This is a genomic window from Ruegeria atlantica (assembly GCF_013032455.1).
GTDB classification, from domain to species: Bacteria; Pseudomonadota; Alphaproteobacteria; order Rhodobacterales; family Rhodobacteraceae; genus Ruegeria; species Ruegeria atlantica_B.
This window is the reverse complement of the sequence record NZ_WQCF01000001.1, coordinates 718,462-744,711: the sequence shown is the minus strand read 5'-3', so window position 1 is coordinate 744,711 and position 26,250 is coordinate 718,462. Positions and strand designations below refer to the sequence as shown.

At 58.0% G+C, this 26,250-nt stretch carries 33 protein-coding genes; 31 read left to right on the top strand and 2 right to left on the bottom strand.

Annotated features, from left to right (window positions below; translation table 11 throughout):
- Positions 1–78: 78 nt before the first annotated feature.
- The 27 genes from GOW93_RS03660 to GOW93_RS03535 all read left to right on the top strand — a co-directional run bounded on the left by GOW93_RS03660 (position 79) and on the right by GOW93_RS03535 (position 23,018).
- Positions 79–933 (top strand): hydroxymethylglutaryl-CoA lyase, encoded by an 855-nt coding sequence (locus GOW93_RS03660; protein WP_170381685.1) that lies wholly within the window; start codon positions 79–81, stop codon positions 931–933.
- A 9-nt stretch (positions 934–942) separates the two neighbouring features.
- Entirely contained in the window at positions 943–1,725 is a 783-nt protein-coding gene (locus tag GOW93_RS03655) for a crotonase/enoyl-CoA hydratase family protein (RefSeq protein ID WP_170381684.1), read from the top strand.
- Between the two features lie 191 nt (positions 1,726–1,916).
- Positions 1,917–2,282: an NADH-quinone oxidoreductase subunit A gene (locus tag GOW93_RS03650; RefSeq protein WP_170325678.1), complete on the top strand. Its 366-nt coding sequence runs from the start codon at positions 1,917–1,919 to the stop codon at positions 2,280–2,282.
- Positions 2,273–2,806, top strand: a complete 534-nt coding sequence (locus GOW93_RS03645; RefSeq protein ID WP_037307875.1) for a NuoB/complex I 20 kDa subunit family protein — start codon at positions 2,273–2,275, stop codon at positions 2,804–2,806. The genes GOW93_RS03650 and GOW93_RS03645 overlap by 10 nt, the downstream gene beginning before the upstream one ends.
- A gap of 11 nt (positions 2,807–2,817) precedes the next feature.
- Positions 2,818–3,420 (top strand): NADH-quinone oxidoreductase subunit C, encoded by a 603-nt coding sequence (locus GOW93_RS03640; protein WP_170381683.1) that lies wholly within the window; start codon positions 2,818–2,820, stop codon positions 3,418–3,420.
- 2 nt (positions 3,421–3,422) lie between these two features.
- A complete protein-coding gene (locus GOW93_RS03635) occupies positions 3,423–3,596 on the top strand; it encodes a hypothetical protein (RefSeq protein WP_170381682.1) in 174 nt (57 codons plus the stop codon).
- Position 3,597: 1 nt separating this feature from the next.
- Positions 3,598–3,723 (top strand): hypothetical protein, encoded by a 126-nt coding sequence (locus GOW93_RS20830; RefSeq protein WP_302476981.1) that lies wholly within the window; start codon positions 3,598–3,600, stop codon positions 3,721–3,723.
- The gene (locus GOW93_RS03630; protein WP_170381681.1) at positions 3,723–4,946 is read left to right on the top strand and encodes an NADH-quinone oxidoreductase subunit D; all 1,224 of its coding nucleotides are present in this window, start codon (positions 3,723–3,725) and stop codon (positions 4,944–4,946) included. The genes GOW93_RS20830 and GOW93_RS03630 overlap by 1 nt, the downstream gene beginning before the upstream one ends.
- Positions 4,946–6,058, top strand: a complete 1,113-nt coding sequence (gene nuoE, locus GOW93_RS03625; protein ID WP_170381680.1) for an NADH-quinone oxidoreductase subunit NuoE — start codon at positions 4,946–4,948, stop codon at positions 6,056–6,058. Before GOW93_RS03630 ends, nuoE begins: the two co-directional genes overlap by 1 nt.
- A gap of 30 nt (positions 6,059–6,088) precedes the next feature.
- Positions 6,089–6,310, top strand: a complete 222-nt coding sequence (locus tag GOW93_RS03620) for a DUF5337 domain-containing protein (RefSeq protein ID WP_170381679.1) — start codon at positions 6,089–6,091, stop codon at positions 6,308–6,310.
- Between the two features lie 12 nt (positions 6,311–6,322).
- On the top strand, positions 6,323–7,621 hold the full coding sequence (gene nuoF / locus GOW93_RS03615) for an NADH-quinone oxidoreductase subunit NuoF (protein WP_170381819.1): 1,299 nt from the start codon (positions 6,323–6,325) through the stop codon (positions 7,619–7,621).
- Positions 7,618–8,049, top strand: coding sequence for a hypothetical protein (locus tag GOW93_RS03610; RefSeq protein WP_170381678.1), 432 nt, complete (start codon positions 7,618–7,620; stop codon positions 8,047–8,049). The genes nuoF and GOW93_RS03610 overlap by 4 nt, the downstream gene beginning before the upstream one ends.
- Positions 8,050–8,054: 5 nt before the next feature.
- Entirely contained in the window at positions 8,055–8,471 is a 417-nt protein-coding gene (locus GOW93_RS03605) for an MAPEG family protein (RefSeq protein WP_170381677.1), read from the top strand.
- Between the two features lie 23 nt (positions 8,472–8,494).
- Positions 8,495–8,878 carry a hypothetical protein gene (locus GOW93_RS03600; RefSeq protein WP_254443441.1) on the top strand — a complete coding sequence of 128 codons (384 nt, stop codon included), beginning with the start codon at positions 8,495–8,497 and terminating at the stop codon, positions 8,876–8,878.
- 98 nt (positions 8,879–8,976) lie between these two features.
- Positions 8,977–9,381 carry a DUF5333 domain-containing protein gene (locus GOW93_RS03595; protein ID WP_254443440.1) on the top strand — a complete coding sequence of 135 codons (405 nt, stop codon included), beginning with the start codon at positions 8,977–8,979 and terminating at the stop codon, positions 9,379–9,381.
- Between the two features lie 3 nt (positions 9,382–9,384).
- A complete protein-coding gene (gene nuoG, locus GOW93_RS03590) occupies positions 9,385–11,406 on the top strand; it encodes an NADH-quinone oxidoreductase subunit NuoG (RefSeq protein ID WP_170381675.1) in 2,022 nt (673 codons plus the stop codon).
- A 195-nt stretch (positions 11,407–11,601) separates the two neighbouring features.
- Complete coding sequence (gene nuoH, locus GOW93_RS03585) at positions 11,602–12,639, top strand: NADH-quinone oxidoreductase subunit NuoH (RefSeq protein ID WP_170381674.1); 1,038 nt, start codon at positions 11,602–11,604, stop codon at positions 12,637–12,639.
- A gap of 1 nt (position 12,640) precedes the next feature.
- Positions 12,641–13,135 carry an NADH-quinone oxidoreductase subunit NuoI gene (nuoI, locus tag GOW93_RS03580; RefSeq protein ID WP_170381673.1) on the top strand — a complete coding sequence of 165 codons (495 nt, stop codon included), beginning with the start codon at positions 12,641–12,643 and terminating at the stop codon, positions 13,133–13,135.
- A complete protein-coding gene (locus GOW93_RS03575; protein WP_170381672.1) occupies positions 13,132–13,542 on the top strand; it encodes a carboxymuconolactone decarboxylase family protein in 411 nt (136 codons plus the stop codon). The genes nuoI and GOW93_RS03575 overlap by 4 nt, the downstream gene beginning before the upstream one ends.
- Entirely contained in the window at positions 13,539–14,141 is a 603-nt protein-coding gene (locus tag GOW93_RS03570; protein ID WP_170381671.1) for an NADH-quinone oxidoreductase subunit J, read from the top strand. Before GOW93_RS03575 ends, GOW93_RS03570 begins: the two co-directional genes overlap by 4 nt.
- Positions 14,142–14,264: 123 nt before the next feature.
- Positions 14,265–14,570, top strand: coding sequence for an NADH-quinone oxidoreductase subunit NuoK (nuoK, locus tag GOW93_RS03565; protein WP_005984024.1), 306 nt, complete (start codon positions 14,265–14,267; stop codon positions 14,568–14,570).
- Between the two features lie 6 nt (positions 14,571–14,576).
- On the top strand, positions 14,577–16,757 hold the full coding sequence (gene nuoL, locus GOW93_RS03560) for an NADH-quinone oxidoreductase subunit L (protein ID WP_170381670.1): 2,181 nt from the start codon (positions 14,577–14,579) through the stop codon (positions 16,755–16,757).
- Positions 16,757–18,301 (top strand): NADH-quinone oxidoreductase subunit M, encoded by a 1,545-nt coding sequence (locus GOW93_RS03555; protein ID WP_170381669.1) that lies wholly within the window; start codon positions 16,757–16,759, stop codon positions 18,299–18,301. The genes nuoL and GOW93_RS03555 overlap by 1 nt, the downstream gene beginning before the upstream one ends.
- 15 nt (positions 18,302–18,316) lie before the next feature.
- Complete coding sequence (gene nuoN / locus GOW93_RS03550; protein WP_170381668.1) at positions 18,317–19,759, top strand: NADH-quinone oxidoreductase subunit NuoN; 1,443 nt, start codon at positions 18,317–18,319, stop codon at positions 19,757–19,759.
- A gap of 54 nt (positions 19,760–19,813) precedes the next feature.
- The gene (locus GOW93_RS03545; protein ID WP_170381667.1) at positions 19,814–20,563 is read left to right on the top strand and encodes a biotin--[acetyl-CoA-carboxylase] ligase; all 750 of its coding nucleotides are present in this window, start codon (positions 19,814–19,816) and stop codon (positions 20,561–20,563) included.
- Positions 20,564–20,574: 11 nt separating this feature from the next.
- On the top strand, positions 20,575–21,354 hold the full coding sequence (locus GOW93_RS03540) for a type III pantothenate kinase (protein ID WP_170381666.1): 780 nt from the start codon (positions 20,575–20,577) through the stop codon (positions 21,352–21,354).
- A complete protein-coding gene (locus GOW93_RS03535) occupies positions 21,351–23,018 on the top strand; it encodes a ribonuclease J (protein ID WP_170381665.1) in 1,668 nt (555 codons plus the stop codon). Before GOW93_RS03540 ends, GOW93_RS03535 begins: the two co-directional genes overlap by 4 nt.
- 3 nt (positions 23,019–23,021) lie before the next feature.
- Here GOW93_RS03535 and GOW93_RS03530 read toward each other — a convergent pair whose 3' ends face one another.
- Together GOW93_RS03530 and GOW93_RS03525 are read right to left on the bottom strand one after the other, a co-directional pair.
- A complete protein-coding gene (locus GOW93_RS03530) occupies positions 23,022–23,723 on the bottom strand; it encodes an NUDIX hydrolase (RefSeq protein WP_170381664.1) in 702 nt (233 codons plus the stop codon).
- A 25-nt stretch (positions 23,724–23,748) separates the two neighbouring features.
- Positions 23,749–24,147: a DUF983 domain-containing protein gene (locus GOW93_RS03525; RefSeq protein ID WP_170381663.1), complete on the bottom strand. Its 399-nt coding sequence runs from the start codon at positions 24,145–24,147 to the stop codon at positions 23,749–23,751.
- A 200-nt stretch (positions 24,148–24,347) separates the two neighbouring features.
- On the opposite strand from GOW93_RS03525, the gene GOW93_RS03520 reads away from it, so the two are divergent.
- From GOW93_RS03520 to GOW93_RS03505, 4 genes are read left to right on the top strand one after another with little or no spacing between them, the layout of a single operon-like run.
- Complete coding sequence (locus tag GOW93_RS03520; RefSeq protein WP_170381662.1) at positions 24,348–24,815, top strand: EF-hand domain-containing protein; 468 nt, start codon at positions 24,348–24,350, stop codon at positions 24,813–24,815.
- 6 nt (positions 24,816–24,821) lie between these two features.
- Positions 24,822–25,433, top strand: coding sequence for an RNA polymerase sigma factor (locus GOW93_RS03515; protein WP_170381661.1), 612 nt, complete (start codon positions 24,822–24,824; stop codon positions 25,431–25,433).
- A complete protein-coding gene (locus tag GOW93_RS03510) occupies positions 25,426–25,776 on the top strand; it encodes a hypothetical protein (RefSeq protein WP_254443439.1) in 351 nt (116 codons plus the stop codon). Before GOW93_RS03515 ends, GOW93_RS03510 begins: the two co-directional genes overlap by 8 nt.
- The gene (locus GOW93_RS03505; RefSeq protein ID WP_170381660.1) at positions 25,773–26,246 is read left to right on the top strand and encodes a periplasmic heavy metal sensor; all 474 of its coding nucleotides are present in this window, start codon (positions 25,773–25,775) and stop codon (positions 26,244–26,246) included. Before GOW93_RS03510 ends, GOW93_RS03505 begins: the two co-directional genes overlap by 4 nt.
- The last annotated feature ends 4 nt before the right edge of the window (positions 26,247–26,250 follow it).

The window sequence follows — 26,250 nt, the reverse complement described above, 5'->3', positions numbered from 1 at the left end:
CCTGTTCCTGCGCAACATCACGTGGCACAGTCAGGTCATCCATTTGAAGAACGTGACAAAACCGGGAGGAGCGCAGCCATGGGCGAGCGGGTCGAGATTTTCGAAGTAGGGCCGCGCGACGGCTTGCAGAACGAGCAGCGTGAGATTCCGGTGGCCGAAAAGGTGGCGCTGGTCGATTGCCTCAGCCGTGCCGGTTTCAACCGCATCGAGGTGGCCAGTTTCGTTTCTCCCAAGTGGGTGCCGCAGATGGCAGGCAGCGCAGAGGTGCTTGCCGGGATCAAGCGGGCAGACGGGGTGCGATATGCCGCGCTGACACCGAATATGCGTGGCTACGAGGACGCCCTGGCGGCCAAAGCGGATGAAATCGCTGTTTTTGCGTCCGCCTCCGAGGGATTTTCAAAAGCAAATATCAACGCGACAATTGAAGAGTCCATTGAACGGTTCACGCCGATCCTTGAAGCCGCGCGTCATATTGACCTGCCGGTACGGGGCTATGTCTCCTGTGCTACTGATTGCCCATACGATGGCCCGACGCCGCCCGAGAAGGTGGCCGAGGTGGCCGACAAACTATTCTCGCTTGGTTGTTATGAGATCTCGCTGGGCGACACGATTGGGCAGGGCACGCCGGATACCATCGCGCATATGCTTTTGGCGGTGCGTGAGCGTGTGCCAGTGACGCGCCTCGCCGGTCATTACCACGACACAAACGGTCGAGCCATCGACAATATCGACGCCGCGCTGGCGCTGGGCGTGCGGACCTTTGATGCCGCCGTAGGTGGTCTTGGTGGCTGTCCATATGCGCCCGGAGCCGCCGGGAATGTCGCCACCGAAGCCGTGGCCGCCCATCTTGAGCGGTTGGGCTACCAAACTGGGCTTGATCTGGGGATTGTGGACGAGGCTGCGCAGATGGCGCGGGCCATGAGGCCAGAGTGAGGGATGGGCATGTTTGAAACGATTTCGGTCACTACCAATGCGCGTGGGGTTGCAACCCTTACCCTGAACCGGGCGGAAAAGCACAACGCGATGTCGGCGCAGATGATCTCTGAACTGACACAGGCAGCGCACCGGTTGGGTGCCGATGACAAGGTTCGCGCCGTTGTGTTGACTGGCGCGGGTAAGAGTTTCTGCGCTGGCGGAGATCTGGGCTGGATGCAGGACCAAATGGCCGCAGATCCCGATACCCGGTTCTCCGAAGCACGCAAGCTGGCGGAAATGTTGCAGGCGCTGAACACCATGCCCCGTCCATTGATCGGAGCTTTACAGGGCAATGCCTTCGGCGGCGGCGTCGGTCTGGCTGCGGTCTGCGACGTGGCAATCGGTGTGGACGGAATAAAGATGGCTCTGACCGAAACGCGGCTTGGCCTGATTCCAGCAACCATAGGCCCCTATGTTATCGCGCGTATGGGCGAGGCCCGTGCGAGGCGCGTGTTTATGTCCGCGCGGGTGTTCGAAGCTGCCGAAGCGGTCGAGCTTGGGCTGTTGGCCAAAGCTGTCCCGGTCACCGATCTGCACGAGGCTATCGAAGCTGAAATTCTGCCCTATTTATCCTGCGCGCCGGGGGCCGTGGGCACGGCCAAGGGATTAGTGCGGGCACTGGGACCGACCATTGACAATAAGGTGATCGATCAAACGATCCAGGCACTGGTCGACCGCTGGGAAACTGAAGAAGCGCAAGAAGGCATAAGTGCCTTTTTCGAAAAGCGAAAACCTGCATGGAATAGTTAGGTTTAATTCAAAGATACCCCGCTACAGATTCGCCAATCTCCTTAGTTTTCGGCAAGCCTTGGCAAGCGGAATATTCAGCCCTGCGCGTTTGTGTTCGGTTGACCCTCTGACCCGGCGCGGATAGAGAATGTCCAGTCAACACGCCAATTGACGGCGCTCCCGATTTGAGGTGCGCGGGAAAGGAGCTATTCGTGGAAGACCTGTTGCGGGAATATCTCCCGATCCTGGTGTTTCTGGCCGTTGCTGTCGGCCTTGGAATCGTCCTGATTCTGGCGGCTGTGGTTCTGGCAGTCCGCAATCCCGACCCCGAAAAGGTCAGCGCATATGAGTGTGGCTTCAACGCCTTCGATGATGCGCGGATGAAATTCGACGTCCGATTTTACCTCGTCTCGATTCTCTTCATCATCTTCGATCTGGAAATCGCCTTTCTGTTCCCTTGGGCCGTGGGCTTCAAGGACATCAGCGATGTGGGTTTCTGGTCCATGATGGTGTTCCTGGCGGTGCTGACCATCGGCTTTGCCTATGAATGGAAGAAGGGGGCCCTGGAATGGGAGTGATGACGGGCGCAAACACCGCTGGTGTCGACAAGGAAGTCGCCACTCAGGCCCTGAATGCCGAGCTGCAGGACAAAGGGTTCCTGCTGACCTCGACTGAGGACATCATCAACTGGGCGCGCACCGGCTCGCTGCACTGGATGACATTTGGTCTGGCCTGCTGTGCGGTTGAGATGATGCACACCTCGATGCCGCGTTACGATGCAGAGCGGTTTGGTATCGCTCCGCGCGCCTCTCCACGTCAGTCCGATGTTATGATCGTGGCTGGTACGCTGACCAACAAAATGGCCCCCGCGCTGCGCAAGGTGTACGACCAGATGCCTGAGCCGCGCTATGTGATCTCGATGGGGTCATGTGCGAATGGCGGCGGGTATTATCACTATTCCTATTCCGTAGTGCGCGGGTGCGACCGCATTGTTCCGGTTGATATTTATGTGCCCGGTTGTCCCCCGACTGCCGAGGCTCTGTTGTACGGGCTGATGCAGCTGCAACGCAAAATTCGCCGTACCGGCACCATTGTACGCTGAGGAGAGGGCAGATGAGCGAAGCACTCAAGGAACTCGGCGCGCAACTGGAACTGAAACGAGTCGATTGCGTTCTGTCTTGGGACGTGACCCACGGAGAACTGAACATCGATGTGGCCCCGTCGAACCTTGTCGAGTTTGTGGAATTTCTGAAGTCGGATCAGAACTGCAGATTTTCGACCCTCGTAGACATCACAGGCGTGGATTACCCCGAGCGGGCCAAGCGGTTCGACGTGGTCTACCACTTGCTGTCGATGTACCAGAATCAGCGTATCCGCTTGCGGGTATCGGTTCGTGAAGAGGACATGGTGCCTTCGATCGTGGATGTGCACCCCTCGGCTAACTGGTTCGAGCGTGAGGTGTTCGATATGTTCGGCATCCTGTTCTCGGGCCATCCGGACCTGAGGCGTATTCTGACCGACTATGGGTTCCGCGGCCATCCGCTGCGTAAGGATTTCCCAACCACCGGTTATACCGAGGTTCGGTATGACGAAGCGCAGAAGCGCGTGGTCTACGAACCGGTCAGTCTGGTGCAGGAATACCGGCAGTTTGATTTCATGTCTCCATGGGAAGGTGCGAACTACATTTTGCCAGGGGATGAGAAACAGGAGACGTAATCATGGAGTTCCTGATCTGGATAATTCTGGTTGTTGCAACGGTCGTTCCGATGATCAAGCTGCTACCGCATTTCGGGATCAACAAGAACTGGGCGTTTGCATGCATCATCTCTCCGGTTGTGATTGTCCTACTGTGGATGATGGCGATGAAGCTGCAAGAGATGGAGCGCCGTTGACATGATGGGCGAACTGATCGTTTTGGGCGCGTTGGGCGTCTTGCTTGCAGGGGCTGCTGTCAAAGCAGCCGAAGCCGAAAAGGTCCGGGTACGGGCCGAGGCGAAAAAGAAGAAACGAGGGCGTTGATGGACGGCTCAAGATACGATGACGGCAGCACAGACGCGCTGAGCGGAGAACAGAAGATCCGCAACTTTAACATCAACTTTGGCCCGCAACACCCTGCGGCGCATGGGGTTTTGCGTCTGGTGTTGGAGTTGGACGGCGAGATTGTCGAGCGCTGCGACCCGCATATCGGCCTGCTGCACCGTGGCACCGAAAAACTGATGGAAAGCCGGACGTATCTGCAGAACCTGCCGTATTTCGACCGTCTGGATTATGTGGCACCGATGAACCAGGAACATGCCTGGTGTCTGGCCATCGAAAAGCTGACCGGTGTGGAAGTGCCGCGCCGCGGCTCGCTGATCCGGGTTCTGTATTCCGAGATCGGGCGCATTCTGAACCACCTGCTGAACGTGACCACGCAAGCGATGGACGTTGGTGCGCTGACCCCGCCGCTCTGGGGCTTTGAAGAACGCGAAAAGCTGATGGTGTTTTATGAGCGTGCCTGTGGTGCCCGCTTGCACGCCGCCTATTTCCGCCCCGGCGGTGTTCATCAGGACCTACCGCCGGAACTGCTGGACGATATCGAGGCGTGGAGCCACGAATTCCCCGCCGTTCTCGATGACATCGACGGTCTGCTGACCGAAAACCGCATCTTCAAACAGCGCAACGCCGATATCGGTGTGGTGACCGAGGATGACATCCAGAAATACGGTTTCTCGGGCGTGATGGTCCGTGGATCGGGCCTAGCATGGGATTTGCGCCGTGCGCAGCCCTATGAATGCTATGACGAGTTTGAGTTCCAGATCCCTGTCGGCAAGAACGGCGACTGCTATGACCGCTACCTTGTCCGCATGGAAGAGATGCGCCAGTCGCTGCACATCATCCGCCAGGCCATCGCCAAAATCCGCGAATGCCCCGGAGATGTTTTGGCACGCGGCAAGATCACCCCGCCGAAACGCTCGGACATGAAGACCTCGATGGAGAGCCTGATCCATCACTTCAAACTTTACACCGAAGGATTCCACGTCCCTGCGGGCGAAGTCTACGCCGCCGTCGAAGCCCCCAAGGGTGAGTTCGGCGTGTATCTGGTCGCCGATGGCACCAACAAACCCTACCGCGCCAAACTGCGCGCGCCGGGGTTCCTGCACCTGCAAGCCATGGATCACGTCGCCAAGGGCCACCAACTGGCCGACGTTGCCGCCATCATTGGCACCATGGACGTCGTATTTGGAGAGATTGACCGCTAATGCTCCGCCGTCTTCATCCCGAACAACCCGAAAGCTTTGCCTTCACTGCTGCTAACCAGCAATGGGCCGAAGCGCAGATCACCAAGTACCCCGAGGGGCGTCAGGCCAGTGCGGTCATTCCGCTGTTATGGCGCGCGCAGGAGCAGGAGGGCTGGCTGAGCCGCCCGGCGATTGAATCCGTCGCCGATATGCTGGGTATGGCCTATATCCGCGTGCTCGAGGTAGCGTCTTTCTACTTCATGTTCCAATTGCAGCCGGTTGGCTCGGTGGCGCATATTCAGGTCTGCGGCACGACATCCTGCATGATCTGCGGGGCCGAGGATCTGATCGCGGTCTGCAAGGACAAAATCGCCGCCAAGCCGCATGAGCTGTCTGCCGATGGCAAGCTGAGCTGGGAAGAGGTGGAATGCCTCGGCTCTTGCGCGAATGCGCCGATGGCACAGATCGGCAAGGATTATTATGAAGACCTGACAGCTGAAAGCTTTGGCCGGATCATCGACGATCTGGCGGCAGGCAAGGTGCCGACCCCGGGCCCTCAGAACGGGCGCTATGCGGCGGAACCGCTAAAAGGGCTGACTAGTCTGACGGAGTACGACAGCGGTAGAACCCAATATAACGCCAGCGTGCAACTGGCGAGTGACCTAGGCGACACCGTCAAACGTATTGACGGAACTGAGGTTCCGATCCTGACTCCTTGGCTGGGTAAGGACGGCAAACCAGCCGGAGCTTCGGCTTCGGCGAAACCTCCGAAAGCGCCTGAACCTCCGAAACCGGCCGTGAAACAGGCGTCAGAGGCAAAAGCCAAGCCCGCTGAAGTCAAAGAGGATCAACCTCAGACATTGGCCGCCGCGCGCGATGGGCAGGCCGATGACCTCAAGATGTTAAAGGGTGTAGGTCCCAAGCTTGAGCAGACTCTGAACGAACTGGGCTTCTATCACTTTGACCAAATCGCTGCCTGGACGCCAGAGCAAGTGGCTTGGGTTGACGCTCGGCTGAAGTTCAAAGGCCGGATCGAACGTGATGGCTGGATCGAACAGGCGGCGAAGCTGGCGGCTGGGGAAGAGACCGAATTTGCCAAACGTGCCAAGAAAGACGGCACTTACGAGGACTAAACAGGTGCCCGTACGGGGCATCAGGATGAGATGGACAAGGACAAGGAACAGGCCATAGCCCGAAAGGGTCGACATATTGGCATCGTCATTGCGGTGACGATGGCGATTTGGCTTGTCATGAACCTGTTTGTCGGCCCCGCGCTGGGATTGACGGCGCGGCATGCGCTGCTTTTTGATTTCGCTGCCTTGGCGGCGTTCATTTATGCGGGCGTGAACATTTTTCAACTCTGGCGCATGCGTCGGGATAGCTGAAGGTAACGAATGATGCTGAAGGATCAGGACAGGATCTTTACCAACATCTACGGGATGCATGAGCGCACGCTGAAAGGTGCGCAGGCCCGGGGGCATTGGGACGGCACTGCTGGCCTGATCGAAAAAGGCCGTGACTGGATTATCCAGACGATGAAGGACTCGGGCCTGCGTGGTCGTGGCGGCGCGGGCTTCCCCACCGGTTTGAAATGGTCGTTCATGCCCAAGGAAAGCGATGGTCGTCCGGCATACTTAGTCGTTAACGCGGACGAATCCGAACCCGGCACCTGCAAGGATCGCGAGATCATGCGCCACGATCCGCATACGCTGATCGAGGGCTGCCTGATCGCCTCTTTCGCGATGAACGCACATACCTGTTATATCTACCTGCGCGGCGAATATATCCGTGAGCGTGAGGCGCTGCAGGCCGCGATTGATGAGGCTTATGACGCCGGCTTACTGGGCAAGAACGCAGCCGGTTCGGGTTGGGATTTCGACCTGTTCCTGCATCACGGGGCAGGGGCCTATATCTGCGGTGAGGAAACCGCCCTGATCGAAAGCCTTGAGGGCAAAAAGGGTATGCCCAGGATGAAGCCTCCGTTCCCTGCGGGTGCGGGGTTGTATGGTTGCCCGACCACGGTGAACAACGTGGAATCCATTGCCGTTGTGCCGACCATCCTGCGCCGGGGCGCCGACTGGTTCGCCGGTTTTGGCCGCCAGAACAACGCGGGCACCAAGTTGTTTGCGATCTCGGGTCATGTGAACAACCCCTGCGTTGTCGAAGAGGCTATGTCGATTTCCTTCGAGGAATTGATCGAGACCCATTGCGGCGGAATTCGCGGCGGCTGGGACAATCTGCTGGCGGTGATCCCGGGCGGGTCCTCGGTGCCTTGTGTGCGTGGCGAAAACATGCGTGATGCGATCATGGATTTCGACTACCTGCGCGGCGAGCTTGGTTCGGGCCTTGGAACGGCCGCTGTTATTGTGATGGACAAGTCGACGGATATCATCAAAGCGATCTGGCGTTTGTCGAAGTTCTACAAGCATGAAAGCTGCGGCCAGTGCACGCCATGTCGCGAAGGCACCGGTTGGATGATGCGCGTCATGGACCGTCTGGTGCGAGGCGAGGCCGAGTTGGAAGAGATCGACATGCTGTTCGACGTTACCAAACAGGTTGAAGGTCACACAATCTGTGCCCTTGGCGATGCGGCGGCCTGGCCTATCCAGGGCTTGATCCGCAACTTCCGTGAAGAAATCGAAGACCGTATCAAAGCCCAGAAGTCGGGCCGCATGGGTGCGATGGCGGCGGAATGACAACAAAGGTTAACATCATATTTGCCAGCGCCTTTTCGCTTGGCCTCGCCTCTGCCGCGATGGCGCAGGACTTTTTTGGTGAGGCAAAGAGCTTTACCGAGGCCGAGCTTGCAATGTCCGGCCTGAAGATTGCGCGCAGCATGGTTGAGGCAGATTGTAAAGGTCGTGTTTCCTGGGCTGGGGCATCGGTTGGAAAATCTGGTTATGCTGCGAGCTACAATCAGCTGCGTTCGGAAGGGTACGATAAGAAGGAAATGCGCCGTGCGTCCAAACATCGAACCATGGCAATTCAGGCGTTTGGAATGTGGTTAACAGAGGCTGGATTTGACTTTTCCGAAGGCGAAGTCAGCACTGAGCAACTTTGTGGTTACATTGAAGAAATCTCCGGAACAAGCCACCCAATCGGGCGCTTTCTGGTGAAGGAGTGAACGTTATGGAACTCTTTGCAGAATATGGCCACGCCATCGCTTCGTTGGTGATCTTTACCCTGATCATCCTGTTCCTGTCGCCTTTGTCAGCGCTGGCAAAACAGGGTAAGGGATTGGCTCCGGGGGCGACGCCTGAGCAAGATTATTCTGACAAGGCGTACCGCCTGAATCGCGCCTATCTCAATGGCACCGAGACCCTGCCAGCCTATGCAGCGATCACTGTCGCCGCAATTCTGATGGGCGTCAGTCCGTTCTGGGTGAACCTGTTGGCCTCGGTCGTTCTGGTGTCCCGTCTGGTTATGCTGTTTGTGCACATTCGCGGAATCGGCAGGCCACACAGTGGTTTACGTTCGGTTCTTTATGTCGTCGGTTGGGCCTGCATGTTCGTAATGGGCATCATGGCATTGGTGGCAGCGTTCTGATGTTGGCTTGTACGAATAAACAGATGTTGGGGCTACAGATGTTGGGGCTAAAGGCCCTTGCCGGCCGTGCATCCACGCTGAGTGCAATTGTTGCTTTGACGGTGGCTTCCGCCTGCACTGTGACCTCGTCCAGTGACCGTGTACTCTTTGACGGGCACTTCTTTCGGACCAAGGCAAAGCATGTCGACAAGAAGGCCATGCCCACCGAGTTTACTGTGGTTGTGAACGGTGTCTCGGCTTCTTTGGATGGCGCGAGGGAAGCGGGTCGTTTTGAGGGAACAAAATTCTGCATCAATAATTTTGGTTCCTCCAGCATTGCGTGGAAGGTTGGTCCGGATACCGAACCCCAGAACCTGCGCATCACCGACGACAAGTTGACTTTTGCAGGAACCTGTCAGCGACCATGACGCGTGTTTTTTCATATCAAGCCATGACAGGGGGGATGTTATTGCATAGCACCCCGGCTGCCGACCGTCTTGGGTTTCCCAAGACGAAAGGAATAGTCATGTCCGGTGTGAAAATGCTTGCTTTGCTGTCTGTCCTTGCTTTGCCGACTGTCGCCGAAGCAAAGCCGCCCTTGCGCGAAGTCAAAGAGATCGACGACGAACTCTATTACATCGCTATCGCAAATGAGATTTCGGAATACTGCCCGTCGATCAGCGGGCGTCGGCTAAAGGCAATCGGCGTGATGTGGGACCTGCGGTCCAAAGCAAACAAACTGGGGTACTCGGATAAAGAAATCCGGGCGTATGTGGAATCAGATGCCGAGAAAGACCGGATGCGTGCCAAGGGCGAAGCATTTTTGGCTCAGAGCGGTGTTTCCTATGACAACCCCAAATCCTTCTGCGCATTGGGACAGAAGGAAATCGAAAGAAACAGCGCCATTGGCGTGTATTTGAGGGCGAACTAGACCATGTCTGACCTCCGCAAAGTGAATATCGACGGGCAGGAAATCGAAGTCGATGGTGCGATGACCCTGATTCAGGCTTGTGAAGAAGCCGGGGTCGAGGTTCCGCGTTTCTGCTATCATGAACGTCTGTCGATTGCCGGGAACTGCCGGATGTGTCTGGTCGAGGTTGTCGGCGGCCCGCCGAAGCCTGCGGCCTCTTGTGCGATGCAGGTGCGTGATCTGCGCCCGGGGCCTGAAGGTCAGGCGCCGGTGGTCAAGACGAACTCACCCATGGTCAAGAAGGCCCGCGAAGGTGTGATGGAGTTCCTTCTGATCAACCACCCGCTGGATTGCCCGATCTGCGATCAGGGCGGTGAATGCGACCTGCAGGATCAGGCAATGGCCTATGGTCTGTCGGGCTCGCGCTTCAAGGAAGCAAAGCGGGCTGTGGATGATCTGGACCTGGGGCCGTTGGTTGGCACCGCCATGACCCGCTGCATCAGCTGTACCCGCTGCGTACGTTTCACGACCGAGGTCGCAGGGATCACCCAGATGGGGCAGACCGGACGCGGTGAAGATGCCGAGATAACCTCGTATCTGAACCAGACGCTCGATTCCAACATGCAGGGCAACATCATCGACCTGTGCCCGGTCGGCGCGCTGACGTCGAAGCCCTATGCCTTTACCGCGCGTCCGTGGGAACTGACCAAGACCGAGAGCGTCGACGTGATGGATGCTCTGGGCTCGAACATCCGCGTGGATACGAAGGGGCGCGAAGTGATGCGCTTCTTGCCGCGCAACCATGATGGCGTGAACGAGGAATGGATCAGCGACAAAACCCGGTTTGTCTGGGACGGCCTGCGCCGCCAGCGTTTGGACAAGCCTTACGTGCGTGAAAATGGCAAACTGCGCCCGGCGACATGGCCTGAAGCACTGACCAAAGCAGCCGAGGCTCTAAAAGGGGCTGAGAAACCTGCTGGTATCGTCGGTGATCTGGCCCCGGTCGAGGCGATCTTTGCTCTGAAACAGATGATCGAAGGGCAGGGCGGTGTTGTCGAATGCCGCACCGACGGCGCCAAGCTGCCAGCTGGCAACCGTGGGGCTTATGCCGGGACCGCCGCGATCGAAGATATCGACAGTGCCGAGCGTATCCTGCTGATCGGCACCAACCCACGCGACGAAGCTCCGGTGCTGAACGCCCGTATCCGAAAAGCATGGGCGCATGGGGCCGAGGTTGCTCTGGTCGGCCCGGCTGCGGATCTGACTTATGAGTATCATCACATGGGTGACGACCGCGCGGCGTTGCAGAGAGTCGTCGACATGGGCGGCGATGATGAGATCAAGGGCAAGCCTTCACTTGTCATCGTCGGCCAAGGCGCGTTGCAAGAGGCGGACGGCGCGGCTGTTTTGGCCGCTGCGCAAGCCATTGCGGCAAATACCGAAAGTGGTCTGCTTGTTCTACACACTGCTGCTTCGCGCGTCGGCGCAATGGATGTGGATGCTACTAACGAAGGCGGCATGGATGCGGTCAGCGCGGCGGATGTCATTTACAACCTCGGCGCGGATGAGGTCGAAATCGGCGACGGTGCCTTTGTGATCTATCAGGGCAGCCACGGCGACCGGGGCGCACACCGCGCCGACGTGATCCTGCCGGGCGCGGCCTATACCGAGGAAAACGGTCTGTTCGTGAATACTGAGGGTCGCCCGCAGCTGGCCATGCGTGCCGGGTTCGCACCGGGCGAGGCGAAAGAAAACTGGGCGATCCTGCGGGCCTTGTCGGCTAAGCTGGGGGCAACGTTACCCTTCGACTCGCTGGCACAACTGCGCACTGTGCTGATCGAGGCGGTACCGCATTTGGCCCGCATTGATGAAGTGATCGAGAATGAGGTTGCAGCACTTGATGCGGCTACTTTGGGCAAGGCATCTTTCCGCAATGCGGTCAAAGATTTCTACCTGACCAACCCCATCGCCCGCGCTTCGCAATTGATGGCAGAGCTATCGGCGCAGGCGCAGGCCCGCAAAGCCGAGAAGATTGCGGCGGAATGAACCAGAACTGTTTCATATCGCTTTTGGGTCCCTGCAGCGCAGTGGCCCAAGAAATGCGCGTGGAGCGCAACAAAAAGGGTGGCGCAATGGCGGCGTATGCTGTTTACACCAACGCGCCGACCCAGCCGCTCTTTGCGCAGGCATCTGGCCTTTGCAACGCTCGCGGAAAACGGAATACCCACGGTGTGAGGACCAATGGCTGAATTCTTTAACACCCCAGGCGGAATAGCCATCATCATTCTGGCGCAAGTGCTTGCAGTCGTTGCCTTTGTGATGATCTCGCTGTTGTTCCTTGTCTATGGCGACCGGAAAATCTGGGCGGCGGTTCAAATGCGGCGCGGCCCGAACGTGGTTGGCGTTTACGGCATCCTTCAATCGGTGGCCGACGCGCTGAAATACGTGGTGAAAGAGGTCGTCATTCCCGCCGGGGCCGACCGCGCCGTGTTCATTTTGGCCCCGATGACCAGCTTTGTTTTGTCTCTGATCGCCTGGGCAGTAATCCCGTTCAACGAAGGTTGGGTCTTGTCCGACCTCAATGTGGCCGTCCTGTACGTTTTCGCCGTATCCTCTCTTGAGGTCTACGGAGTGATCATGGGGGGATGGGCGTCGAACTCGAAATACCCGTTCCTGGGTTCGTTGCGATCTGCCGCTCAGATGATCTCTTACGAAGTCTCGATCGGTCTGATTATTATTGGCGTAATCATCTCGACCGGCTCGATGAATTTCGGTGCGATCGTCAATGCGCAGGACACCGGATACGGCTTCTTCGGCTGGTACTGGCTGCCGCATTTCCCGATGGTCTTCCTGTTCTTCATCTCGGCGCTGGCCGAAACTAATCGCCCTCCGTTCGACCTTCCCGAGGCGGAATCGGAACTGGTGGCGGGTTATCAGGTAGAATATTCGGCCACCATGTTCCTGCTGTTCATGGCCGGTGAATACATCGCAATCTTCCTGATGTGCGCGCTGACCTCGCTGCTGTTCTTTGGCGGCTGGCTGTCACCTATCCCGGGTCTGCCCGACGGCGTCCTGTGGATGGTAGGCAAGATGGCGTTCTTCTTCTTCATCTTCGCGATGGTCAAGGCAATCACGCCCCGCTACCGCTATGACCAACTGATGCGGTTGGGTTGGAAAGTGTTCCTGCCGTTCTCGCTGGCCTGGGTGGTCTTCGTGGCCTTCGCGGCGAAATTCGAATGGTTCTGGGGCATCTTCGCCCGTTGGACCGTAGGAGGCTGATATGGCAAATATAGACTATACCCGTGCAGCCAAATACTTCCTGCTGCAGGATTTCTGGGTCGGCATGAAACTGGGTCTGAAGTATTTCTTCGCCCCCAAGGCCACCATCAACTATCCGCACGAGAAGGGCCCGCTGTCCCCGCGTTTTCGTGGTGAGCACGCCCTGCGCCGCTATCCCAATGGCGAAGAACGCTGCATCGCCTGTAAACTGTGCGAGGCGGTCTGTCCGGCGCAGGCCATCACCATCGACGCCGAACCGCGCGAAGACGGCAGCCGCCGCACCACGCGCTATGACATCGACATGACCAAATGCATCTACTGCGGCTTCTGCCAAGAGGCGTGCCCCGTCGATGCCATCGTCGAAGGCCCGAACTTCGAATTCGCTACCGAGACCCGCGAAGAGCTGTTCTACGACAAGCAAAAATTGCTCGATAACGGCGAACGCTGGGAAGCCGAGATTGCCCGCAATCTGGAAATGGACGCGCCGTACAGATGAGTGACAGCCCGACAAATCCGTTTGAACTGATGATGAAGCAGGCTCAGGACATGGCCAAGGCGATGAACCCGGCGATGGAAAGCTTCTCGCCCAAAGGGTTTGAGGCGTTGTGGCCGACCATGCCCAAAGAAGTCATGGAGATGATGTTCGGCAATACCGTCAACAAGGACGGACTGGACGCCAAGACCCGCCTGTTGCTGACGCTGGCCGGACTGACCATGCAGGGCGCGCAGGCGGATTCGGCGGTGCGCCAGACCGTGCGTCACGCGCTTGAGGCAGGTGCCAAGAAACAAGAGATCGTGGAAACGATCGGTCAGATGTCGGTCTTTGCCGGCATCCCGGCCATGACCCGCGCGCTGGAACTGGCGCAAGAGGTCATGGGCGACAACGAGGATGAGGATCAATGACCGTCTTTGCCTTCTATCTGTTTGCCATCAGCGCCATCACCGGCGGGCTGTTCACTGTGATCAGCCGCCAGCCGGTGCATTCGGTGCTGTGGCTGATCCTGTCCTTCCTGTCCGCAGCGGGGCTTTTCGTGCTGCTGGGGGCCGAGTTCGTGGCGATGCTGCTGATCATCGTCTACGTGGGCGCGGTCGCGGTTCTGTTCCTGTTCGTCGTGATGATGCTGGATGTGGACTTTGCCGAGCTCAAGGCCGAGATGGCGCGCTATATGCCGCTGGCCCTGCTGATCGGTCTGGTCATCCTGATGCAATTCGTCATGGCCTTTGGTGCATGGGACAGCGCGCAGGGCGCGGCGGCCAATCTGGCGCAGCCGGTCCCGGTAGACCGCCACAACACCGAGGCGCTGGGTGTCATTCTTTATGATCAATACTTCCTTCTGTTCCAACTGGCGGGCCTGATCCTGCTGGTGGCGATGATTGGCGCAATCGTGCTGACCCTGCGCCATCGCAAGGACATCAAGCGTCAGGACATCGTCGGCCAGATGATGCGCGACCCGGCCAAGGCGATGGAGCTGAAGGACGTGAAACCGGGGCAGGGGCTCTGACTTTGCCGCTGGTGCTTCCCATGGAGTACTGGCTGCTGAAAATTCTAATTGCGGTGCCTTTTGTACTTGCTTGGGTCGGGTATAGGGCAGCGAAGAACAGGAAACGAATGGGACCGAAAGAAAATGATCGGACTTGAACATTACCTGACTGTGGCGGCGACGCTGTTCGTCATCGGCATCTTCGGTCTCTTCCTGAACCGCAAGAACGTCATCATCCTGCTGATGAGCATCGAACTGATGTTGCTGGCGGTGAATATCAACCTCGTAGCGTTTTCCAGCTTTCTCGGCGATCTGGTCGGGCAGGTGTTTACGCTGTTCGTGCTGACCGTAGCGGCGGCCGAGGCGGCGATTGGTCTGGCCATTCTGGTCTGCTTCTTCCGCAACCGCGGCACCATCGCGGTTGAAGACGTCAATATGATGAAGGGGTAAGGGAACATGGAAACCACCATCCTCTTTGCCCCGCTTGTGGGCGCACTTATCTGCGGCTTTGGCTGGCGCTTCATTGGCGAGAAAGCCGCCATGTGGACTGCCACCGGTCTGCTGTTTCTGGCCTGTCTGCTGTCATGGATCGTGTTCTTCACCTTCGACGGTCACACCCAACAGATCGAAGTCATGCGCTGGATCGAGAGCGGCTCGCTATCGACAAGCTGGGCGGTGCGTCTGGACCGGTTGACCGCGATTATGCTGATCGTGGTGACGACCGTCTCGGCGCTCGTGCACCTCTATTCCTTCGGCTACATGGATCACGATCCGCAATGGCGTGAGGGCGAAAGCTATAAGCCGCGCTTCTTTGCCTATCTGTCGTTCTTTACATTCGCGATGCTGATGCTGGTGACAGCGGACAATCTGGTTCAGATGTTCTTTGGCTGGGAGGGCGTGGGTGTCGCCTCGTACCTGCTGATCGGGTTCTACTATCGCAAACCCTCTGCCAATTCCGCTGCGATCAAGGCCTTCGTGGTGAACCGGGTTGGTGACTTTGGCTTTGCGCTGGGGATCTTTGCGCTGTTCTTCCTGACCGACAGCATCAACTTTTCCGACATATTCGCATCGGCCCCGGAGCTGGCGGAAACGCAATTGCACTTCCTATGGGGTGAGTGGACCGCCATCGAAGTGATCTGTGTGCTGCTGTTCATCGGTGCGATGGGTAAATCGGCGCAGCTGATCCTGCACACCTGGTTGCCGGACGCGATGGAAGGCCCGACGCCTGTGTCGGCGCTGATCCACGCCGCGACCATGGTGACTGCGGGTGTTTTCTTGGTCTGCCGCATGTCGCCGCTGATGGAGTTCGCGCCGGGCGCGACCGGCTTCATCACCGTGCTGGGTGCCTCGACCGCGTTCTTTGCCGCGACCGTGGGTCTGGTTCAGACCGACATCAAGCGCGTCATCGCCTATTCGACCTGTTCTCAGCTGGGCTACATGTTCGTGGCCGCGGGTGTAGGCATGTATTCGGCAGCGATGTTCCACCTGTTCACGCACGCGTTCTTCAAGGCGCTGCTGTTCCTTGGTGCCGGTTCGGTGATTCACGCCATGCATCACGAGCAGGAGATGACGGAATACGGCGGTCTGCGGAAAAAGATTCCATATACCTTCTGGGCGATGATGATCGGTACGCTGGCCATCACCGGTGTCGGCATTCCACTGACCACATTCGGGTTCGCCGGGTTCCTGTCCAAGGATGCCATCATCGAGAGCGCCTATGCAGGCGGCTCAGCCTATGGCTTCTGGCTGCTGGTGGTCGCCGCTGCGTTCACTTCGTTCTACAGCTGGCGTCTGATCTTCCTGACCTTCTACGGCAAGCCGCGTGGTGATCAGCATACACATGATCACGCGCATGAAAGCCCGATGTCCATGCTGGTGCCGTTGGGCGTGTTGTCTCTGGGAGCGGTCTTCGCTGGTATGATCTGGTACGGCAACTTCTTTGGTCACGCGGACAAGGTCGGCAAATTCTATGGCATTCCGGTTGCCGAGGCGTCCGAGCACGCGGAAGCTGGTGATCATGGTCAGGCAGATGGGCACGCCGATACGGCCCATGCAGAGGATGACCATGCGTCGGATACTCATGCGGATGATAGCCACGGGGATGAGGCTGCGCACGCTGACGCTGGCCACGATGACGAAGCTGCGCATAGTGGAGACCACCACTACGCCTTCGTCGGCAAGCCGGGCGAGGGTGCACTCTATATCGCGCCGGACAACCATATTCTGGACGACGCACACGCCGCTCCGAAATGGGTCAAGTTTTCGCCATTCGTTGCGATGGTGCTGGGTTTTGTCATGGCCTACTGGTTCTATATCGTGAACCCGTCCCTGCCGGGACGTCTGGCACAGAACCAGCGGCCGCTGTACCTGTTCCTGTTGAACAAATGGTACTTTGACGAGATTTACGATGCGGTCTTTGTCAAACCCACCGTGGCGCTTGGCCGGTTCCTGTGGAAACGCGGCGACGGCAACACTATCGACGGCTTCCTGAACGGTGTCGCCATGGGTGTTGTTCCCTTCTTCACCCGCCTCGCAGGCAAGGCGCAGACGGGCTACATCTTTACTTACGCCTTCTGGATGGTTCTGGGCATCGCTGCCCTGGTCACCTGGATGTCGATCGGCGGAGGCGCACACTAATGGATAATATCCTCTCCATCGTCACCTTCATCCCTGCAGTGGCAGCCGGCATTCTGGCCCTGTTCCTGCATGGCGATGATGTGGCCGCGCAGCGCAATGCGAAATGGGTTGCGCTGGTTGCGACAACGGTGACTTTCCTTGTCTCGATCGGCATCTACACGGGCTTTGACCCATCCAACACCGGCTTCCAAATGGTGGAAGAGGGTGAGTGGCTGCTGGGCCTGAAATACAAAATGGGTGTTGACGGGATTAGCGTTCTTTTCGTGCTGCTGACCACCTTCATCATGCCACTGACCATTCTGGCCAGTTGGCAGGTCACCGACCGCGTCAAGGAATACATGATTGCATTCCTGTTGCTGGAAACGCTGATGCTGGGCGTCTTCATGGCGCTGGATTTGGTGCTGTTCTACCTGTTCTTCGAGGCGGGCCTGATCCCGATGTTCCTGATAATCGGTATTTGGGGTGGCAAGGAACGAATCTACGCCAGCTTCAAGTTCTTCCTGTATACCTTCCTCGGCTCGGTGCTGATGCTGGTGGCGATGGTTGCAATGTATTCGGATGCAGGCACTACGGACATCGAGGCGCTGATGAGCCATCAGTTCTCGTCCGAAAGCTTCAGCGTTCTGGGTATCTATGTCGTCGGTGGCATGCAGACGCTGATGTTCCTGGCATTCTTTGCTTCGTTTGCGGTGAAGATGCCGATGTGGCCGGTTCACACCTGGTTGCCAGATGCACACGTGCAGGCGCCGACTGCAGGTTCGGTCGTGCTGGCGGCGATCCTGTTGAAGATGGGCGGTTATGGCTTCCTGCGCTTCAGCCTGCCGATGTTCCCTGTGGGCTCGGCTGTAATGACTGATCTTGTGCTTTGGATGTCGGCCATCGCCGTGGTCTACACCTCGCTGGTGGCGCTGGTGCAGGAGGATATGAAGAAGCTGATCGCGTATTCCTCGGTTGCGCATATGGGCTTTGTGACCATGGGCATTTTCGCTGCGAACCAGCAAGGGATCGACGGCGCGATCTTCCAGATGCTCAGCCACGGGTTCATTTCGGCCGCGCTCTTCCTGTGTGTTGGCGTAATCTATGACCGGATGCACACCCGCGATATCGAGGCATATGGCGGTCTGGTGATCCGGATGCCCGCCTATGCGCTGGTCTTCATGCTGTTCACCATGGCCAATGTCGGCCTGCCGGGCACGTCAGGCTTTATCGGGGAATTCCTGACCCTGATGGGCGCGTTCCAGGTCAACACCTGGGTAACCGCCGTCGCCGCGTCCGGTGTGATCTTCTCGGCAGCTTATGCGCTGTGGCTGTATCGCAGGGTCGTGTTCGGCGATCTTATCAAGGAAAGCCTGAAGGCGATGACCGACATGAGCTCGCGCGAGCGGCTAATCTTTGCCCCGCTGATCGTGATGACGATCCTGTTGGGCGTTTACCCGTCTCTGGTAACTGATGTGATCGGCAATTCGACCGCTGCGCTGATTTCGAACTATGACACGGCTCTGGCCGCGGCTGAGGCTGCGTCCCAGACGGCCGCTTCGCATTAAGGAGGCTTTGGAGACATGATCCAGGCTGATCTGACAATAATCCTGCCGGAAATCGTTCTGGCCGTATATGCGATGGCCGCTCTGATCGGGGCCGTCTACACGACGAAAGATGCGCTTGCGCCGGTTCTAGTCTGGGCGACTGCGGGTTTGATGGCATTGTTGGCGTTTTGGATTGCCACCAACGGCGATGGCGTGAATGTCGCGTTTAACGGGATGTTCGTCGATGACGGGTTCTCGCGCTTTGCCAAGGTCGCAATCCTGCTGTCTGCTGCGGCTGTTCTGGTGATGAGCCAGGAATACATGACCCGCCGTGGTCTGTTACGGTTCGAATACCCGCTGCTGGTGGCATTGGCCGCCGTGGGCATGATGATGATGGTCAGTGCAGGCGACCTGATGTCTCTGTATATGGGGCTGGAACTGCAATCGTTGTCCTTGTACGTCGTGGCCGCCCTGCGCCGGGACAGTGCAAAATCCACCGAGGCCGGTCTGAAGTATTTCGTTCTGGGTGCGCTCAGCTCGGGCCTGCTGCTGTATGGTGCGTCTCTGGTTTATGGGTTTACCGGGACCACGCTGTTTTCGGGCATCATCCAGACGGTGCATCACGGGGACGTCTCGGTCGGGCTGCTGTTTGGTCTGATCTTCCTGATTTCAGGTCTGGCCTTCAAGGTCTCGGCTGTGCCGTTCCACATGTGGACACCGGACGTGTACGAAGGATCGCCCACGCCGATCACGGCCTTCTTCGCGACCGCCCCGAAAGTCGCAGCGATGGCGCTTTTCGCGCGCGTCCTTCATGATGCCTTCGGTGGAGTGGTCAAGGATTGGCAGCAAGTGATTGTTCTGCTTTCGGTGCTGTCGATGCTGCTGGGGGCGGTTGCTGCGATTGGTCAGCGTGACATCAAACGCCTGATGGCGTTTTCGTCGATTGCCCATATGGGCTATGCGTTGATCGGTCTGGCGGCTGGTACGGAATTGGGCATCAAGGCGATGCTGATGTATCTGGCGATCTATGTGACCATGAATATCGGCACCTTCGCCTTTATCCTGATGATGGAACGCGACGGCAAGCCTGTCACCGACATTGATGCGCTGCGTCAGTATTCCAAGCGTGATCCGGGCAAGGCCCTTGCCGTTCTGATCCTGATGTTCTCGCTGGCTGGTGTGCCGCCGATGCTGGGCTTTTTCGCCAAGTTCGGTGTCTGGCAGGCAGGTATTGGTGCGGGCTTGACCGGGTTGGTCATCGTCTCGGCCATCGCCTCGGTGATCGGTGCGTTCTATTACCTGCGGATCGTGTTCTACATGTATTTCGGGGCCGAGAACGAAGACCCGATCGAGACGCGTTCAACACCTGTATTGTGGGTTGCCTTGATGGGGTCGGCGGCTCTGATGCTGGTGGGCGTAATCTACCAATTCGGTATCGAGGGCGCGGCGGCAGCTGCGGCAGCGACACTTGTTAACTGACGTATCCCGCAACCAAAACTCGGAGGCTCGGTCGCCAGACCGGGCCTTTTTGCCATGACAGCCTGGCCGCAAGGATATGGTCTGCACATCGTGCAGGAGGTCGACAGCACCCTGAACGAGGCAGCCCGGCTGGCGCCGACCGCGCCGGGGCCGGTTTGGATCATGGCGCATCATCAGACAGCAGCACGTGGGCGGCGAGGCCGGACCTGGGAAAACCCCAAGGGCAACTTGGCCGCGACCCTTTTGCTGCGACCCCAGGGCAACCCGGAACAAGCGGCGCTTCGCAGCTTTGTGGCAGCGCTGGCGCTGTTCGACGCCTGTGTCGCAGTGACCGGGCGCGCGGCGGGGCTATCGCTGAAATGGCCCAACGATGTATTGCTGAACGGCGGGAAGCTGGCGGGTATCCTACTGGAAAGCACTGGGCAGGGGAGGGGCTTATCCCATCTTGCCATTGGGATAGGCGTAAACCTGTCCGAGGCGCCTCCGGCCTATGCTGTGGAGCAAAGCGCGGTTCGTCCTGTTTCGCTGCTGTCAGAGACCGGCGCGGCTGTAATCCCCGAGGATTTCCTGACCGAGCTCGCGGCGGCTTATGCAAGGTATGAAACCCAGTTCACCACATATGGCTTCGAACCGATCCGGACAGCGTGGCTATCCCGTGCGGCCCGGTTGGGTGAAGTCATCACTGCCCGGACTTCGACATCAGAAACGGTGGGGACGTTTGAAACCGTGGACACCAATGGCAACCTTGTCCTAAAGACCGCCAAGGGCCGTGTCAGCATTCCGGCGGCGGATGTGTTTTTCTGAAGGAGAATCAGATGCTTTTGGCAATCGACTGCGGCAATACCAACACCGTATTCTCGATCTGGGATGGCGAGCAGTTTCTGTGCACCCTGCGGACCTCGACCCATCATTCCCGCACAGCGGATGCTTACTTTACCTGGTATTCGACGCTGGTGAAGCACTACGGAATCGACGCGGATATCACCGACGTTGTCATCGCCTCGACCGTGCCGCGTGTGGTATTCAACCTGCGCATCTTTGCGGACCGTTTCTTTGGCTGCCGACCTCTGGTTGTGGGGAAACCGGAATGTCTTTTGCCCGTAGCCCCACGCATTGACGAAGGCACAATTCCCGGCCCCGACCGTTTGGCAAACGCGGTCGGCGCGTTTGACCGTCACGGTGGTGATGTGGTGGTGGTTGATTTCGGAACTGCGACGAATTTCGATGTGGTGGCTTCGGACGGAGCCTATGTCGGCGGCATCATCGCTCCGGGTGTGAACCTCAGCCTTGAAGCGCTTCATCAGGGGGCGGCGGCCCTGCCGCATATCGACATTACCCGCCCGGAAAAAGTTATTGGCACAAATACGGTTGGCTGCATCCAATCAGGCGTGTATTGGGGCTATTCCGGCTTGATCGAGGGGTTGATCGACCGGATTAAAGCTGAATACGGCATGCCGATGAAGGTGGTCGGCACTGGTGGGCTTGCGCCTCTGTTCGATCAGGCAGATGTCGGATTTGACGCGATCGAAGATGATTTGACGATGCACGGGCTGACCGTGATCCATCGCTATAACAAGGAAAATGGCTCGACATGAGCAGTGAACGATTGATCTATCTACCGCTGGGTGGAGCTGGCGAAATTGGCATGAATGCGTATGTCTATGGCTATGGTAGGCCTGGGCAAGAGCGTTTGATCCTTGTTGATCTGGGTGTGACCTTTCCTGATATGGACACAACGCCGGGTGTCAATCTGATCCACGCCGATATTTCTTGGCTGCAGGAACGGGCTGACCGGCTGGATGCCGTGTTCGTCACCCACGCGCACGAGGATCACGTAGGTGCCGTGGCTCTTTGCTATGAGGCACTGGGCGCGCCGATCTACGCGCGTGCCTTCACCGCCAATATCGCGCGTCGCAAGATGGAAGAGCATGGCCATCCGGAGGATGCTGTTCGTACGGTTTCAGCGTGGCCTGAGCAGATATCGGTTGGTCCATTCACAGTTGGGTTTCTGCCGGTTTCACACTCGATTCCCGAAAGCGCAGGGCTGGTCATTGATACGCCCGAAGGCCGGATCGTACATACCGGAGATTTCAAACTCGACACCAATCCGATGGTAGGTGAACCATTCGATCCCGACCTGTGGGCCGAGGTTGCCAAGCCCGGTGTAAAGGCTTTGGTCTGTGACAGCACCAACGTGTTTTCCAACCATGCCGGTCGCTCGGAATCGGAAGTAGGCCCTGAAATTACCAAGCTGGTCGAAAGCGCCGAGGGGATGGTTGTTGCGACCACATTTGCCTCGAACGTAGCGCGGGTGAAAACACTGGCCGAGGCCGGGGCGCGAGCTGGGCGGTCTGTCGTTCTGCTGGGGCGTGCGATGCGTCGAATGATTGAGGCGGCCACTGAAACGGGTATTCTTTCGGGCTTCCCAAAAGTTATCAGTGCCGAAGAGGCGGTGGACCTACCGCGCCAGAACCTGATGCTGATTGTGACCGGCAGCCAGGGTGAGCGGCGCGCGGCCAGTGCGCAACTGGCGCGCGGCAAGTATCGCGGGCTGGAGTTGAAAGAAGGCGATCTGTTCCTGTTCTCGTCGAAGACCATTCCCGGCAATGAGCGTGGTGTGATTTTCATCATGAACCAACTCAGCGAAAAGGGGGTGGATGTGGTGGATGACAGCTCGGGCCTATACCACGTATCCGGTCACGCCAACCGCCCGGATCTTAAAAAGGTGCATGCGCTGATCAACCCTCAGCTTGTCATCCCGATGCATGGTGAGCATCGGCACCTGCGCGAACACGTAAAGCTGGCCGAGGCTGGTGGGCGCGCCGGCATACTGGCGGTCAACGGCACGATGGTTGATCTGACGGGCAGCACGCCGCGGGTGGTCGACTATATTGAAACTGGCCGGACCTATCTTGACGGTACAGTCAAGGTGGGTGCGTTGGATGGGATCGTGCGGGACCGAGTCCGTATGGCACTGAACGGGCATGTAACCGTTACGGCCATACTGGACGAAGAGGACGAGCCGTTGGGTGAACCATGGTGCGATACCATGGGTCTGCCTGAGATTGGAACCTCAAAGGCCGCATTGGTCGAAGTTCTGGAAGAGGATCTGAACCAGTTCCTGATGCGAGCGGATGCCAAGACCCTGCGCGACGATGACAAGCTAGAAGAAGCTATGCGCCGCATCATACGTCAGACCGCCAAAGCAGAGATCGGCAAAAAGCCCGAAGTAACCGCTGTCATCAGCCGGATGAAGTGACGCTTAGTCGGCGTCTGGCATCGGATAGCCCTTGAGTTGCAGGAACAGGCTTTGTTCTTCGGTATGCAGGTATAGGGGCACTGTTTCCGGCGGCTCGGGGTTTGTGACCCGGGCCGCGATTTCTGCCAGAACCACCTCGGTAATGAAGGGCAAATCCAGGTCGCGTGCGCGGTCGAGCGGCACCCATTGCAGATGGGATAGCTCATCCGACGCGCGGCTAAAATCGTCTAGGTCGCCCTGAATTGCGTCGGCATCAACCAGAAAGAACCGCGCATCAAATCGGCGCGGGCGGCCCGGTGGTGTCACCGCGCGGAATACAAACTGCAGCGCTTGGGCCGAAGGGCGGAAACCTAGTGTCGCGAAGCCCTGCCAATCTTCGGGGGGCGATCCCTGCCAGTCGCCCGGCTCGCCAAGGATCAACCCGGTTTCTTCCCAAAGCTCTCGGATCGCTGCAGCGGCCAACGCATTTTGCAATCCGGGCTCGGACCTCTCATCCAGCCGCTCGCTGCACAGCGCGGGTAAGGCCGAGGTCAGAGGCACGGCGGCATCCGCGTCATCCACTGCGCCACCCGGAAAGACGAACTTGTTCGGCATGAACACGGCTTTTGCGCCGCGTTGGCCCATAAGAATAGAAGGCTCGGTCATACGATCCCGCAGGACGATGACCGTTGCTGCATCCCGTATCGCTGTTTTGTCTTCGCTCATCTGCTGTGCGATCTTTTGATCCGGATCACTGTGCTTTTTCAAACCCGTGCATGCGCCGCGCCCATTGATAGGCGACAACGGCACCTTTCAAACGAGGCAGCAGGAACAGGGAAAGGGCCGTACAGCCGATCGCAAAGATCAGGAACATGGTCATCGGCTCGGGGCGGAACTCAACGTATGTCACATGCAAGGCAGGGGCCAGCAGGTGACCGACCAGCAGAATGGTCAGATAGGCCGGTCCGTCATCCGCCCGATGGTGAAACAACTCTTGTCCGCAATTGTCACAGCTATCTTTGACCTTCAGGTAACCCTGCAGAACCTTGCCCTCACCACATTTCGGGCAGCGGCAGCGAAAGCCTTTGACCAATGCGGGCCATGTCGGGCGTTCATTCTCGGTCGGGGTGTCGATCGTCTGATCTGTCATTTTGAAACTCGCGCGTTCGTTTGCGCGGGATAATGCGCTTGTTTTGCCGCCGAGAAAAGAGGGGTGCGTCGCTTTGTGTCTCTGGGTGGCAGCAAATGGTTATCAAAATTTTTTCGGTTTTTGCGACGGAACCTGAATGCAGCCCCGTTTGAACTTATATGAGCAGCGGCGATGGGGCCGCAAAGCAAAGGGAAAATGACATGAAAAGCTCCAAATTCATTCCGGCCATATTGATCTCGGCCGTGGCCATTACTGGCACTTCCGCTCTGGCCGCTGGACCGAGAGATCGCGAACCAGTGAGCTTTCAGGAACTGGACGCCAATGGCGATGGTCAGCTAACGCAGGAAGAAATGGAAGCCCATCGCACACAGCGATTCTCCAAAGCTGATACAGATGGCGACGGCAGACTGAGCGTCGAAGAAATGCAAGCCGCCACGCAGAAGAAAGCCAATGACCGTGTGACCAAAATGTTTGAGGAGCATGACGCAAACAAGGATGGTTTTCTGAGCGAGGACGAGTTGCCCAAGCCGCGCCGCGCTGGCAAGATGTTTGACCGTATCGACGCGGATAACAGCGGAACGATTTCGGAACAGGAATATGCCAATGCGAAAGAGCGGTTGGGTCGCAAGCATAAGAAACACGGCAAGGCGGACTCTGACGACAGCTGATGAAGGATGGAGGATCTGACCTCCCTGCCACAGGATGTTCGCGGCACCGAATGTGCCGCGGACGCGTCGGACGATGCGTTGTTGCGGCAATTCGCGGAAGGGGACGCCGGTGCAGCGCGTGCGCTGACGGATCGATTGGCACCGCGGTGTTTTTCGGTTGCTATGCGGATGCTGGGCAACCGGACTGAGGCCGAGGATGTGACACAGGACGCCATGATGCGGCTGTGGAAAATGGCACCGAAATGGGTTTCGGGGCAGGCCAAGGTTTCCACTTGGCTTTACCGTGTCACACTAAACCTGTGTGTCGATGTGCAACGCAAGAATAGGCCAGATCGTCTGGACGATGTGCCAGAGCCCGAGGACAACGATCTTAGCGCAGCTGAGAAGTTGCAAGAAGCAGCGCGCAAGGATGCGTTGCAGACGGCGTTGTCGCAGTTGCCGGAACGCCAGAAGCAGGCGGTTATCTTGCGGCATATCGAGGAATTGTCCAATCCCGAGATCGCCGGGATCATGGGCATTTCGACAGAAGCGGTGGAAAGTCTGACCGCACGCGGAAAACGGGGCTTGGCGGCGATACTGGCCGGGCGGCAGGACGAACTGGGGTACGAAGATGACTGAAGACAATATGGAGCTGGATCAGTTGTTTGCCCAAGCCAGGCAAGCCCAACCCGCGTTGTCAGACAATTTGGCGGTTCGCATTCTGACAGATGCTGAAGCGGTGCGTCTTGAACGGCTGAAGCCCTCTGCGCCACGGCGTTCTGTTTGGGCGCGATTGGTGGAAGGTATCGGAGGGTGGCAAAGCATGGGCGGACTGGTTGCAGCCAGCGCGGCAGGTGTCTGGATTGGCTTCGCTGCGCCTGATTTTCTGCCAGATCCCGCAACGATACTCTATCCAGAGGATACCAGTTTTGCGGTAGCTAACCTTGGCCTGGACACATCATTTCTGGAGGACGCCGAATGAGCGATAATGCCAAACCCAAAAGACGGTGGGTGACGGTTTTGCTGGCCGTGTCGCTGGGGCTGAACCTGTTGGTGGCCGGGGTTGCCGTTGGTACAATTTATCGGGTCAAGGGCGGGGATCACGGCAAGGCACCGCCTGGATTTGGGCCTGCGCTGTATCGCGCCTTGCCCAAGGAGGATCGCAAAGCTTTGCGCGGAGAGCTGTCCGAACGGCATGTCAGAGGCGGAAAACTGCGGTCTCAGGATTTCGCCAAGCTAGGGGCCGCTTTGCGGGCCGACCCATTTGATCCGGCTGCTGTGCAGGCTTTGTTGCAGCAACAGGCGCAGTCAATGGCCGAGTTGCAAGCTGCACTGCAAGACAGATGGCTGGTACGTGTTACTGCGATGACAGACGCTGAACGTCAGGTTTATGCGGATCGGCTTCAAGAGGTGGTGAAGCGAAAATCACATGGGCGCAAGCACAAGGATTAATTGG